Annotated in this window: 12 protein-coding genes; all 12 read right to left on the bottom strand. The window is 71.0% G+C overall.

Annotation, left to right across the window (positions count from 1 at the left end; all coding sequences use genetic code 11):
• Window positions 1-48: 48 nt before the first annotated feature.
• On the bottom strand, window positions 49-1,266 hold the full coding sequence (gene coaBC, locus ACH414_RS25825) for a bifunctional phosphopantothenoylcysteine decarboxylase/phosphopantothenate--cysteine ligase CoaBC (protein WP_398943497.1): 1,218 nt from the start codon (window positions 1,264-1,266) through the stop codon (window positions 49-51).
• A 107-nt stretch (window positions 1,267-1,373) separates the two neighbouring features.
• A complete protein-coding gene (gene rpoZ / locus ACH414_RS25820) occupies window positions 1,374-1,646 on the bottom strand; it encodes a DNA-directed RNA polymerase subunit omega (protein ID WP_132914500.1) in 273 nt (90 codons plus the stop codon).
• Between the two features lie 28 nt (window positions 1,647-1,674).
• Complete coding sequence (gene gmk / locus ACH414_RS25815; protein ID WP_382548189.1) at window positions 1,675-2,238, bottom strand: guanylate kinase; 564 nt, start codon at window positions 2,236-2,238, stop codon at window positions 1,675-1,677.
• Between the two features lie 61 nt (window positions 2,239-2,299).
• Window positions 2,300-2,623: an integration host factor gene (locus tag ACH414_RS25810; protein ID WP_030693098.1), complete on the bottom strand. Its 324-nt coding sequence runs from the start codon at window positions 2,621-2,623 to the stop codon at window positions 2,300-2,302.
• A gap of 303 nt (window positions 2,624-2,926) precedes the next feature.
• A complete protein-coding gene (gene pyrF, locus ACH414_RS25805; protein ID WP_386568590.1) occupies window positions 2,927-3,787 on the bottom strand; it encodes an orotidine-5'-phosphate decarboxylase in 861 nt (286 codons plus the stop codon).
• On the bottom strand, window positions 3,784-4,893 hold the full coding sequence (locus ACH414_RS25800; protein ID WP_382548194.1) for a quinone-dependent dihydroorotate dehydrogenase: 1,110 nt from the start codon (window positions 4,891-4,893) through the stop codon (window positions 3,784-3,786). Before ACH414_RS25800 ends, pyrF begins: the two co-directional genes overlap by 4 nt.
• Before the next feature lie 80 nt (window positions 4,894-4,973).
• Window positions 4,974-8,282, bottom strand: coding sequence for a carbamoyl-phosphate synthase large subunit (gene carB / locus ACH414_RS25795; RefSeq protein WP_382548196.1), 3,309 nt, complete (start codon window positions 8,280-8,282; stop codon window positions 4,974-4,976).
• Window positions 8,275-9,417, bottom strand: a complete 1,143-nt coding sequence (carA, locus tag ACH414_RS25790; RefSeq protein ID WP_398943493.1) for a glutamine-hydrolyzing carbamoyl-phosphate synthase small subunit — start codon at window positions 9,415-9,417, stop codon at window positions 8,275-8,277. Before carA ends, carB begins: the two co-directional genes overlap by 8 nt.
• Complete coding sequence (locus ACH414_RS25785; protein WP_382548200.1) at window positions 9,414-9,983, bottom strand: hypothetical protein; 570 nt, start codon at window positions 9,981-9,983, stop codon at window positions 9,414-9,416. The genes carA and ACH414_RS25785 overlap by 4 nt, the downstream gene beginning before the upstream one ends.
• Window positions 9,980-11,266 (bottom strand): dihydroorotase, encoded by a 1,287-nt coding sequence (locus ACH414_RS25780; protein ID WP_382548202.1) that lies wholly within the window; start codon window positions 11,264-11,266, stop codon window positions 9,980-9,982. Before ACH414_RS25780 ends, ACH414_RS25785 begins: the two co-directional genes overlap by 4 nt.
• A 5-nt stretch (window positions 11,267-11,271) precedes the next feature.
• Window positions 11,272-12,252 (bottom strand): aspartate carbamoyltransferase catalytic subunit, encoded by a 981-nt coding sequence (locus ACH414_RS25775; RefSeq protein WP_382548204.1) that lies wholly within the window; start codon window positions 12,250-12,252, stop codon window positions 11,272-11,274.
• An 81-nt stretch (window positions 12,253-12,333) separates the two neighbouring features.
• Entirely contained in the window at window positions 12,334-12,906 is a 573-nt protein-coding gene (pyrR, locus tag ACH414_RS25770) for a bifunctional pyr operon transcriptional regulator/uracil phosphoribosyltransferase PyrR (RefSeq protein WP_382548205.1), read from the bottom strand.
• Window positions 12,907-13,114 lie beyond the last annotated feature (208 nt).

The following is a 13,114-nucleotide window of genomic DNA, read 5'->3' as shown; positions in this document are numbered from 1 at the left end:
CCGCCGAAGATGGCGCGGACACGGGAGGCCGTACGCCGGTCCGGGTGATCAGACCGCGGGCAGCACGCGCAGTCGCGGCAGCACCAGGTCCCACACGGTCTCCGCGAGCGCCTCCTTGGGCCCGTACGGGACGGGGGTCTCGGCGCCGTCGGCGGCGAGGACCACGGCCTCGTTCTCCTCGGAGCCGAAGGTCTTGCGCTCCCCCACCTCGTTGACGACGAGCAGGTCGCAGCCCTTGCGGCGGAGCTTGGTGCGTCCGTTGGCGAGGACGTCGTCGGTCTCCGCGGCGAAGCCGACCACGACCTGGCCGGGCAGCGCCCGGTCGGCGGAGATCTCGGCGAGGACGTCGGGGTTGCGCACCAGCTCGATGGTCGGGGCGCCGCCGTCGTCCGTCTTCTTGATCTTCCCTGTGGCGTAGGCGGCGGGCCGGAAGTCGGCGACCGCGGCCGCCATCACGACCGCGTCGGCGTCGGCGACCGCCTTGAGCACCGCCTCGCGCAGCTGGACCGCGGTGCCGACGTGCACGACGTCGACGCCCGCGGGGTCGGGCAGGCCGGTGTTGGCCTCCACCAGGGTGACCCGCGCGCCACGGGCGGCGGCGGCCTTGGCGAGGGCGTAGCCCTGCTTGCCGGAGGAGCGGTTGCCCAGGTAGCGGACCGGGTCCAGGGGCTCGCGGGTGCCGCCCGCGCTCACCACGACATGGCGGCCGGCCAGGTCGGGGGCGGTGACCCCGCGGGCCAGCACGCTGCGGCAGATCTCGAAGATCTCGCCGGGGTCGGGAAGCCGGCCCTTGCCGGTGTCCACGCCGGTGAGGCGGCCGACGGCCGGCTCGATGACGACGGCGCCGCGGCGGCGCAGCGTGGCCACGTTCTCCTGGGTGGCCGGGTGCTCCCACATCTCGGTGTGCATGGCGGGCGCGAAGACGACCGGGCAGCGGGCGGTGAGCAGGGTGTTGGTGAGCAGGTCGTCGGCGAGGCCGTGGGCGGCCTTGGCCAGCATGTCGGCGGTGGCGGGGGCGACCACGACCAGGTCGGCGCCCTGGCCGATCCGCACGTGGGGAACCTCGTGGACGGACTCCCACACCTCGGTGGAGACCGGGTTCCCGGACAGCGCGGACCAGGTGGCCGCGCCGACGAAGTGCAGGGCGGAGTCGGTGGGCACGACGCGGACGTCGTGGCCGGACTCGGTCAGCCGCCGCAGCAGCTCGCACGCCTTGTACGCGGCGATCCCGCCGCTGACACCCAGGACGACCTTCGGCTTGGCCACGACTTCCCCTGCTCCCCGCACTCGATGCGTACGACTCCATGAGACACCACAGGCCCGGCGGATGTTCCGCCGGGCCTGTGGTGACAAGCGTTACAAGATCTGGTGCTCTACTGCGCCGGGTCCGCGATGGCCTCGGAGGTCAGCAGGCCCGCGTTGATCTCGCGCAGCGCGATCGAGAGCGGCTTCTCGTGGACGTGGGTGTCGACGAGCGGACCGACGTACTCGAGCAGGCCCTCGCCCAGCTGCGAGTAGTACGCGTTGATCTGACGCGCACGCTTGGCCGCGTAGATCACGAGGCTGTACTTGGAGTCAGTAGCCTCGAGCAGCTCGTCGATCGGCGGGTTGATGATGCCCTCGGGCGCGGTGATGGAAGAGGACACGCTCTACCTTCCGAAGATGGAAAAAAGATCAGACAACGTTCATCAACGTTAGCAGCTCGCGCGCGACGTCCTCGACGGAGGTGTTGACGAGCGTGGTGTCGAACTCCGACTCGGCGGCCAGCTCGACCTTCGCGGCGGCCAGCCGGCGCTCGATCACCTCGGGCGACTCGGTCCCGCGGCCGGTGAGCCGGCGGACCAGCTCCTCCCAGCTCGGCGGGGCCAGGAAGACCAGCTGGGAGTCGTCCATGGACTCCTTCACCTGGCGGGCGCCCTGGAGGTCGATCTCCAGGAGGACCGGCTCGCCGGCCTCCAGGCGCTCGAGGACCGCACCGCGCGGGGTGCCGTAGCGGTTGCCCGCGAACTCGGCCCACTCGAGGAGCTCGCCGTTGGCGATCAGCTTGTCGAACTCGTCGTCCGTCACGAAGAAGTACTGGACGCCGTGCTTCTCGCCGGGGCGGGGCTTTCGTGTCGTGGCCGACACCGAGAGCCAGACCTCGGGGTGGACCTTGCGCATATGAGCGACGACCGTGCTCTTGCCCACCCCGGAGGGGCCGGAGAGCACGGTCAGCCGCGGACGTACCTCTGCTGCCATGCAGCGATTATTCCAGCTTTACCGGTGTGCCCGGGACGCGCGTCCCGGGCACGGTGCCGGGTCAGGCGCCGGTGCTGCCGAACTCGCGCTCCAGGGAGGCGATCTGGTTGGAACCGAGGCCACGGACACGGCGGCTCTCGGAGATGCCGAGTCGCTCCATGATCTGCTTGGCGCGGACCTTGCCCACGCCCGGCAGGGACTCGAGCAGGGCGGAGACCTTCATCTTGCCGATGACGTCGTTCTCCTGGCCCGACTTGATGACCTCGTGGAGGGAGGCGCCGGAGTGCTTGAGTCGATTCTTGACCTCGGCCCGCTCCCGGCGAGCCGCGGCGGCCTTCTCGAGCGCGGCTGCGCGCTGTTCAGGGGTAAGGGGCGGAAGAGCCACGCCTACGTCACCTCGGATGTCGAACTGTCGGATACGGACCGGTGGGAAGCTGCACGCCACACACCAGTGGAGCAACGACCGACGTGGAGTACGCCGAACGCCGACTCTGCCCCGGAGACTAGCGGCCAAGGCCGCTCCAGTCAGCGAGAACAGACGAAAAGTCCTGGTCAGCATCGACCGACCAGGACATTTCCGGCATAACGACTCGGTTTTGGGCCAACTTTTGTCAAGGAGTGAGACGGCGAGGACACGCCACCCGACCTGCGGCTTGGCGAGAACCGTCCGAAAACGACCCCTCGACGGCTAGCGGCCCTCGACCGCCTCGCGGATCTCGGTCGCGTAACGCTCCGCCGCGGAACGCAGCGCGGCCGCGTCCGGGCCCTCCTTCAGGACGCCCCGGCTGACGTTCGGGACCACGTTGCGCACCGCCGCGCCGAAGACCGCGGGAAGGTCGGCCGCGGTCGCGCCCTGGGCGCCGATGCCGGGGGCGAGCAGCGGGCCGTTGATGTCGAGGTCGAAGGCCGACAGGTCGCCCAGCGTGGCGCCGACGACCGCGCCGAAGGAGCCCATGGGGGCCTCCCCCGCGTTCTCCGCCGCCAGGTGCGCCAGCATCGTCGCGCCGACCGTCCGGCCGTCCTCGCGGACCGCGCGCTGGACCTCGGCGCCCTCCGGGTTCGAGGTGAGGGCGAGCACGAAGAGCCCGGCGCCGGATTCGCGGGCCAGGTCGACGGCCGGCTTCAGGGAGCCGTAGCCGAGGTACGGGGAGACCGTGAGGGCGTCCGAGAACAGCGGGGAGTCCTTGCGCAGGAAGGCCTCGGCGTAGGCCGCCATCGTGGAGCCGATGTCGCCGCGCTTGGCGTCCATGACCACCAGGCCGCCCGCCGCCCGCAGATCGGCGACGGCGCGCTCCAGGACGGCGACACCGCGCGAGCCGAAGCGCTCGAAGAAGGCCGCCTGGGGCTTGAAGACGGCGACGGTGTCGGCCAGGGCCTCCACGACCGTGTACGTGAAGCGCTCGAGGCCCGCGATGTCGTCGGCCAGGCCCCAGGAGCCCAGCAGGGCCGCGTGCGGGTCGATGCCGACGCACAGGGGGCCGCGCCGGTCCATGGCGGAGCGCAGGCGGGCGCCGAAGGGGGCCGGGTTCTCCAGGGTCGCTTCGGTCACTTCGCAGCCTTTCGGGTGTCGGCGCCGACGGCCTCGGCGAGGGTGGCGTACGGGGAGACGGCCAGGCGCGCGGCGAGGCCCTTGTGGATGGCCCGGGCGTAGAACGGCCCCTCGTAGACGAAGGCGCTGTAGCCCTGGATCAGGGTGGCGCCGGCGAGGATCCGCTGCCAGGCGTCCTCGGCGTTCTCGATGCCGCCGACGCCGATCAGGACGATGCGGTCGCCCACGCGCGCGTAGAGGCGGCGCAGGACCTCCAGGGAGCGCTGCTTGACGGGGGCGCCGGACAGGCCGCCGGTCTCCTTGATCAGCGCGGGGTCGGACTTCAGGCCCAGGCCCTCGCGGGCGATCGTGGTGTTGGTGGCGATGATGCCGTCCAGGCCGAGCTCCAGGGCCAGGTCGGCGACGGCGTCCACGTCCTCGTCGGCGAGGTCGGGGGCGATCTTGACCAGCAGCGGCACGCGGCGGTCCGTGACGGAGCGGTCGGCGGCCTCGCGGACGGCCGTCAGGAGCGGCCGCAGCGACTCGGTGGCCTGGAGGTTGCGCAGGCCCGGGGTGTTGGGCGAGGAGACGTTGACGACCAGGTAGTCGGCGTGGCGGGCGAGCCGCTCGGTGGACTTCACGTAGTCGGCGGCGGCCTCGGCCTCGGGCACGACCTTGGTCTTGCCGATGTTGACGCCCACGACGGTCCTGAAGACCGGGTTGCGGGCGCCCAGGCGGGCGGCGACGGCGGCGGAGCCCTCGTTGTTGAAGCCCATGCGGTTGATCAGGGCGCGGTCCGGGACGAGCCGGAAGAGGCGCTTCTTGGGGTTGCCGGGCTGGGCCTCCCCCGTCACCGTGCCGATCTCGACGTGGTCGAAGCCGAGCATGGCCATGCCGTCGATGGCGACGGCGTTCTTGTCGAAGCCGGCGGCCAGGCCGAAGGGGCCGTGCATGCGCAGGCCCAGGGCCTCGGTGCGCAGCTCCTTGTAGCGGGGGGCGAGGACGGCCGCGACGAAGGTGCGCAGGACCGGAACGCGAGCGGCGAGCCGGATCCAGCGGAAGGCCAGGTAGTGGGCCTCCTCGGGGTCCATCCGCTTGAAGAAGAGGTTGAAGAAGAGCTTGTACATCGTCCGAGATATCCCTCGTGCGCTCATGAAGAGGGGGACACCGCGGATCTTGCCGGTGTCCCCCTGCTTCGTACGGGCTGCTAGTCGCGGGCCGCGATCAGGTGTTCCGCGTGCTCCTGGAGCGAGCGGACGCCCACGTCGCCGTGGTTGAGGGCGTCGATGCCCTGGACCGCCGCCGCCAGCGCCTGGACCGTGGTCAGGCACGGGACGGAGCGGGCCACCGCCGCCGTACGGATCTCGTAGCCGTCGAGGCGGCCGCCGGTGCCGTACGGGGTGTTGACGATCAGGTCGACCTGGCCGTCGTGGATGAGCTGGACGATGGTCTTCTCGCCGTTCGGGCCCTCGCCCTCGGACTGCTTGCGCACGACGGTGGCGTTGATGCCGTTGCGCTTGAGGACCTCGGCGGTGCCGGAGGTCGCCATCAGCTCGAAGCCGTGGGCGACGAGCTCACGGGCCGGGAAGATCATCGAGCGCTTGTCGCGGTTGGCGACGGAGATGAACGCGCGGCCCTTCGTGGGCAGCGGGCCGTAGGCACCGGCCTGCGACTTGGCGTACGCCGTGCCGAAGACGTTGTCGATGCCCATGACCTCGCCGGTGGAGCGCATCTCCGGGCCGAGGACGGTGTCCACGCCGCGGCCGTGGATGTCGCGGAAGCGCGACCACGGCATCACGGCCTCCTTGACGGAGATCGGCGCGTCCAGCGGCAGAGTGCCGCCGTCGCCGTTCTTCGGCAGCAGGCCCTCGGCGCGCAGCTCGGCGATGGTGGCGCCCAGCGAGATGCGGGCGGCGGCCTTCGCGAGCGGCACGGCGGTCGCCTTCGAGGTGAAGGGGACCGTGCGGGAGGCGCGCGGGTTGGCCTCCAGGACGTAGAGGATGTCGCCGGCCATCGCGAACTGGATGTTGATCAGTCCGCGCACGCCGACGCCCTTGGCGATGGCCTCGGTGGAGGCGCGCAGGCGCTTGATGTCGAAGCCGCCGAGGGTGATCGGGGGCAGGGCGCAGGCCGAGTCGCCGGAGTGGATGCCGGCCTCCTCGATGTGCTCCATGACGCCGCCGAGGTAGAGCTCCTCGCCGTCGTAGAGCGCGTCGACGTCGATCTCGATCGCGTCGTCGAGGAAGCGGTCCACGAGGACCGGGCGGGTCGGGGAGATCTCGGTGGACTCGGCGATGTACGCCTCCAGGCGCGCCTCGTCGTAGACGATCTCCATGCCGCGGCCGCCGAGCACGTACGAGGGGCGTACGAGGACGGGGTAGCCGATCTCGTCGGCGATGGCCTTGGCGCCGGCGAAGGTGGTCGCCGTGCCGTGCTTGGGCGCGGGCAGGCCCGCGTCGGCGAGCACCTGGCCGAAGGCGCCGCGGTCCTCGGCGGCGTGGATGGCCTCCGGGGAGGTGCCGACGACCGGCACGCCGTTGTCCTTGAGCGCCTGGGCGAGACCCAGCGGGGTCTGGCCGCCGAGCTGGACGACGACACCGGCGATCGGGCCGGCCAGCGACTCGGCGTGGACGATCTCCAGCACGTCCTCGAGCGTGAGCGGCTCGAAGTACAGGCGGTCGGAGGTGTCGTAGTCCGTGGAGACGGTCTCGGGGTTGCAGTTGACCATCACGGTCTCGTAGCCCGCGTCGCTGAGCGCGAAGGAGGCGTGGACGCAGGAGTAGTCGAACTCGATGCCCTGGCCGATGCGGTTCGGGCCGGAGCCCAGGATGATCACCGCGGGCTTCTCGCGCGGCGCGACCTCGGTCTCCTCGTCGTACGAGGAGTAGAAGTACGGGGTCTTGGCGGCGAACTCGGCGGCGCAGGTGTCGACCGTCTTGTAGACCGGGCGGACGCCGAGGGCGTGCCGGACCTCGCGGACGACGTCCTCGCGCAGGCCGCGGATCTCGGCGATCTGGGCGTCGGAGAAGCCGTGCCGCTTGGCCTCGGCGAGCAGCTCGGGCTCGAGCTTCTCGGCCTCGGCGAGCTCGTCGGCGATCTCCTTGATGAGGAAGAGCTGGTCGACGAACCACGGGTCGATCTTGGTGGCCTCGAAGACCTCCTCGGGGGTGGCACCCGCGCGGATGGCCTGCATGACGGTGTTGATCCGGCCGTCGGTGGGGCGGACCGCCTCGCGCAGCAGCTCGGCCTTGTCGCCGGTCTCGCCGGTGAAGGCGAACTGCGAGCCCTTCTTCTCCAGGGAGCGCAGGGCCTTCTGGAGCGCCTCGGTGAAGTTGCGGCCGATGGCCATGGCCTCGCCGACCGACTTCATGGTCGTGGTCAGCGTGGAGTCGGCCGAGGGGAACTTCTCGAAGGCGAAGCGCGGGGCCTTGACGACGACGTAGTCGAGGGTCGGCTCGAAGGAGGCCGGCGTCTTCTCGGTGATGTCGTTGGGGATCTCGTCCAGCGTGTAGCCGACGGCGAGCCGGGCCGCGATCTTGGCGATCGGGAAGCCGGTCGCCTTGGAGGCGAGCGCGGAGGAGCGGGAGACGCGCGGGTTCATCTCGATGACGATGATCCGGCCGTCGTCCGGGTTGACGGCGAACTGGATGTTGCAGCCGCCGGTGTCGACGCCGACCTCGCGGATGATCGCGATGCCGACGTCGCGCAGCACCTGGTACTCGCGGTCGGTCAGCGTCATCGCCGGGGCGACGGTGATCGAGTCGCCGGTGTGCACGCCCATCGGGTCGAAGTTCTCGATGGAGCAGACGACCACGACGTTGTCGTTCTTGTCGCGCATCAGCTCCAGCTCGTACTCCTTCCAGCCGAGGATGGACTCCTCCAGGAGCACCTCGGTGGTCGGGGAGAGCGTGAGGCCCTGGCCGGCGATGCGGCGCAGCTCCTCCTCGTCGTGGGCGAAGCCGGAGCCGGCGCCGCCCATGGTGAAGGAGGGACGCACGACGACGGGGTAGCCGCCGAGGGTCTCGACGCCCTTGAGGACGTCGTCCATGGAGTGGCAGATGACCGAGCGGGCGGACTCGCCGTGGCCGATCTTGGCGTTGACGGCCTCGACGACGCCCTTGAAGAGGTCGCGGTCCTCGCCCTTGTGGATGGCCTCGACGTTGGCGCCGATGAGCTCGACGCCGTACTTCTCGAGGACGCCCTGCTCGTGCATGGAGATCGCGGTGTTGAGCGCGGTCTGGCCGCCGAGGGTGGGCAGGAGCGCGTCGGGGCGCTCCTTGGCGATGATCTTCTCGACGAACTCGGGGGTGATCGGCTCGACGTACGTGGCGTCGGCGATCTCCGGGTCGGTCATGATCGTGGCCGGGTTGGAGTTCACCAGGATGACCCGCAGGCCCTCGGACTTGAGGACCCGGCACGCCTGGGTACCGGAGTAGTCGAACTCGGCGGCCTGGCCGATGACGATCGGGCCGGAGCCGATGACCAGGACGGACTGGATATCGGTGCGCTTAGGCACGCTCGGCCTCCATCAGGGATACGAAGCGGTCGAAGAGGTACGCGGCGTCGTGCGGGCCCGCGGCCGCCTCGGGGTGGTACTGGACGGAGAAGGCCGGCTGGTCGAGCAGCTGCAGGCCCTCCACGACGTTGTCGTTCAGGCACACGTGGGAGACCTCGGCGCGCCCGTAGGGGGTGTCCGAGACCTTGTCGAGGGGCGCGTCGACGGCGAAGCCGTGGTTGTGCGCGGTGACCTCGACCTTGCCCGTGGTGCGGTCCTGGACGGGCTGGTTGATGCCCCGGTGGCCGTACTTCAGCTTGTAGGTGCCGAAGCCGAGGGCCCGGCCGAGGATCTGGTTGCCGAAGCAGATGCCGAAGAGCGGCGTCTTGCGCTCCAGGACGGCCTGCATGACGGCGACGGGGCCGTCGGCGGTGGCCGGGTCGCCCGGGCCGTTGGAGAAGAAGACACCGTCGGGCTGGACGGCGTAGACGTCCTCGGCGGTGGCGGTGGCGGGCAGCACGTGGACCTCGATGCCGCGCTCGGCCATCCGGTGCGGGGTCATGCCCTTGATGCCGAGGTCGACGGCGGCGACGGTGAACTTCTTCTCGCCGATCGCCGGGACGACGTACGTCTCCTTGGTGGCGACCTCGGCGGAGAGGTCGGCGCCCTTCATCTCGGGCTGCTGGCGCACCTCGGCGAGCATGGTGCCCTCGTCGGGGAGCGCGCTGCCGGAGAAGATGCCGACGCGCATGGCGCCGCTCTCGCGCAGGTGGCGGGTGAGGGCGCGGGTGTCGATGCCCTGGATGCCGACGACGCCCTGGCGGCGCAGCTCCTCGTCGAGGGAGCGCTGGGCGCGCCAGTTGGAGGAGACGCGGGCGGGGTCGCGGACGACGTAGCCGGCCACCCAGATGCGGGCGGACTCGGGGTCCTCGTCGTTGACGCCGGTGTTGCCGACGTGCGGGGCGGTCATCACGACGACCTGGCGGTGGTACGACGGGTCGGTGAGGGTCTCCTGGTAGCCGGTCATGCCGGTGGAGAACACGGCCTCGCCGAAGGTCTCCCCCACGGCCCCGTAGGCGCGGCCGCGGAAGATGCGGCCGTCCTCCAGGACGAGTACGGCGGGAACCTTGGCAGCTCCCCTGGTGGAGGTTGTCATCGTGCGATGCCTTCCGTCGTGTTGGTCAGGTTGTTCAGGGTCTCGACCCAGGCGGCGTGCTCGGCCGCGCGGTCGGAGCGGAACCCGGAGTCGAGCAGGGTGTCGCCGTGGGCCCAGGTGACGACCAGGAGGCCGCCCTCGGTGAGGACCTTGCCGGCGATTCCCTTGTCGAGGCGGGCCTCGCGCAGGGCCTCGACCGGGATGAGGAAGTCGTTCGCCCCGGGGCGTACGACGCTGATCCCGGCGTCCGTCAGGGTGAGCTCGGCCCGGCTGCGGGTGCCGAGGCCGTGGGCGACGATCCGGTCGAGCCACTGCCCGGCGGTGGTGGAGCCGTGGTAGCGCCCGCTGAGCGTCAGCTTGGCCTCGCCCGGGGCCTGCGGCACCTCGGGGAGTTCCGGGAGGTCGGACTGGAGGCTGCCGCGCCACTTCCATCCCTGGCGCATGAGCCAGTAGACGAAGGCGATGAAGAGCAGCAGTCCGGCGACCCAGCCGATCCGTCCGGCCCAGTCGGTGACCTCAGCGGACTTCTGTTCGGCCGCCTCGGCCAGGTGGATGAGTGGTGTCACGCCAGCTTCCCGTCGACGAGCGTTGCGCGGCCCCGCAGGAACGTGTGGGTGACGCGCCCCGGCAGCTCGCGGCCCTCGTAGGGGGTGTTGCGGCTGCGGGAGGCGAAGTCGGCGGGGTCCACGACACCACGGTATGCCGGATCGACCAGGGTCAGGTTCGCGGGCTCACCTGCCGAGACGGGGCGTCCGTGCTCCTTGGCCTGCCCGATCCGCGCGGGCTTGACGGACATCCGGTCGGCGACGCCGGCCCAGTCGAGGAGCCCGGTCTCCACCATGGTCTGCTGGACCACCGACAGGGCGGTCTCCAGGCCGACCATGCCCATGGCGGCGGCGGCCCACTCGCAGTCCTTGTCCTCGTGCGGGTGCGGGGCGTGGTCGGTGGCCACGATGTCGATGGTGCCGTCGGCGAGGGCCTCGCGCAGGGCCATGACGTCCCGCTCGGTGCGCAGCGGCGGGTTCACCTTGTAGACCGGGTTGTACGACCGTACGAGCTCGTCCGTGAGGAGGAGGTGGTGCGGGGTGACCTCGGCGGTGACGTCGATGCCGCGGGACTTGGCCCAGCGGACGATCTCGACGGAGCCGGCCGTGGAGAGGTGGCAGATGTGGACGCGGGAGCCGACGTGCTCGGCGAGCAGCACGTCGCGGGCGATGATCGACTCCTCGGCGACGGCCGGCCAGCCGCCCAGGCCGAGCTCGGCGGAGACGACGCCCTCGTTCATCTGGGCGCCCTCGGTGAGGCGGGGCTCCTGGGCGTGCTGGGCGACGACGCCGCCGAAGGCCTTCACGTACTCCAGGGCGCGGCGCATGATCACGGCGTCGTCGACGCACTTGCCGTCGTCGGAGAAGACGGTGACGCCGGCGGCGGAGTCGTGCATGGCGCCGAGCTCGGCGAGCTTCTTGCCCTCCAGGCCGACGGTGACGGCGCCGATGGGCTGCACGTCGCAGTAGCCGGCCTCCTTGCCGAGCCGGTAGACCTGCTCGACGACGCCGGCGGTGTCGGCGACGGGGTGGGTGTTGGCCATGGCGAAGACGGCCGTGTAGCCGCCGGAGGCGGCGGCGCGGGTGCCGGTGAGGACGGTCTCGGAGTCCTCGCGGCCCGGCTCGCGCAGGTGGGTGTGGAGGTCCACGAGGCCCGGCAGGAGGATCTTGCCCTCGGCCTCGACGACCTCGGCTCCGTCGGCCGAGAGGCCGGTGCCCACCGCCGCGATGGTCTCGCCGTCGATCAGGACGTCCTGCGCCTCGCCGCCGAGGACCTTCGCACCACGGATCAGGATCTTGCTCATGGGGTTCAGTTCTCCTCGGTGCGGGTGGTGGCGGGGGTGGCGGGCTCGGAGCCGCCGAGCAGCAGGTAGAGCACGGCCATGCGGATGGAGACGCCGTTGGCGACCTGCTCGACGACCGTGCAGCGGTCGGAGTCGGCGACCTCGGCGGTGATCTCCATGCCGCGGACCATGGGCCCCGGGTGCATGACGATGGCGTGCTCGGGCATCTTCGCCATCCGGTCGCCGTCCAGCCCGTAGCGGCGCGAGTACTCGCGCTCGGTGGGGAAGAAGGCGGCGTTCATCCGCTCGCGCTGCACACGCAGCATCATCACCGCGTCGGACTTCGGCAGCACGCTGTCGAGGTCGTAGGAGACCTCGCAGGGCCAGTGGTCGACGCCGACCGGGACCAGGGTCGGCGGGGCCACCAGGGTGACCTCGGCGCCGAGGGTGTGCAGCAGGTCGACGTTGGAGCGGGCGACCCGGCTGTGCAGGACGTCGCCGACGAGCGTGATGCGCTTGCCGGCCAGGTCCTTGCCGAGGCCGGCGTCGCGGCCGATCAGGCGGCGGCGCATGGTGAAGGCGTCGAGCAGGGCCTGGGTGGGGTGCTGGTGGGTGCCGTCGCCGGCGTTGATGACGGGGGCGTCGATCCAGCCGGAGGTGGCCAGGCGGTAGGGGGCACCCGAGGCGCTGTGCCGGATGACGACGGCGTCGACGCCCATCGCCTCCAGGGTCTGCGCGGTGTCCTTGAGGGACTCGCCCTTGGAGACGCTGGAGCCCTTGGCCGCGAAGTTGATCACGTCGGCGGAGAGGCGCTTCTCGGCCGCCTCGAACGAGATCCGGGTCCGGGTGGAGTCCTCGAAGAAGAGGTTGCAGATCGTGCGGCCGCGCAGGGTCGGCAGCTTCTTGATCGGCCGGTCGGCCACCCGGGCCATCTCCTCGGCGGTGTCGAGGATGAGGACGGCGTCGTCGCGGGTGAGGTCGGCGGCCGAGATGAGGTGACGCATCATCGGGTTTCTCTCCGTGGTGGGGAGGGTGAGGGCATGCGGGTGCGCAGGGCTGTGCCCCGGACCCGTCGGGGGCCGGTCCGGCTAGGAGGCGGACTTGCTGCCGAGCAGCACGGTGTCGCGACCGTCCTCCTCGGCGAGCTGGACCTTGACCGTCTCCCGCAGCGACGTGGGGAGGTTCTTGCCGACGTAGTCGGCGCGGATCGGGAGCTCGCGGTGGCCGCGGTCGACGAGGACGGCGAGCTGGACCGCGCGGGGGCGGCCGATGTCGCCGAGGGCGTCGAGGGCGGCGCGGATGGTGCGGCCGGAGAAGAGCACGTCGTCGACGAGGACGACGAGGCGCCCGTCGACGCCGTCACCGGGGATCTCGGTGCGGCCGATGGCGCGGGCCGGCTTCATCCGCAGGTCGTCGCGGTACATGGTGATGTCGAGGGAACCGACCGGGACCTTGGCGCCGGTGATCGATTCGAGCTTCTCGGCCAGCCGACGGGCGAGGAAGACGCCACGCGTCGGGATGCCGAGGAGGACCACGTCGTCTGCGCCCTTGGCGCGCTCGACGATCTCGTGGGCGATGCGGGTCAGTACCCGCGCGATGTCCGGGGCCTCGAGAACGGGCCGGGCATCGCTCTGCTGCTGTGCCTGCTGCTGTGCGTCCATATGAAAACGGACCTCCTTCTCCGCCTCACGGGACGGACCTTAAAGGACGTCGGAATTGCGCCATCCACCTTACCAGGGGCCGGCGGCTGCCCCGCTCACCACCCTGGCGCCACCCCGGGCGCCGTCCCCCGGGAGGGGGCGGTATGGACCATTCGGCTTGACGGGAGAGTGTCACGCTGCGTAACCTCACAGTGAGTTACCAGCCGCG

This window comes from Streptomyces sp. NPDC020422, assembly GCF_044386705.1.
Classification (GTDB): Bacteria; Actinomycetota; Actinomycetes; order Streptomycetales; family Streptomycetaceae; genus Streptomyces.
Note: the sequence above shows the minus strand (reverse complement) of the source record. Positions and strands in the feature narration are given on the sequence as shown.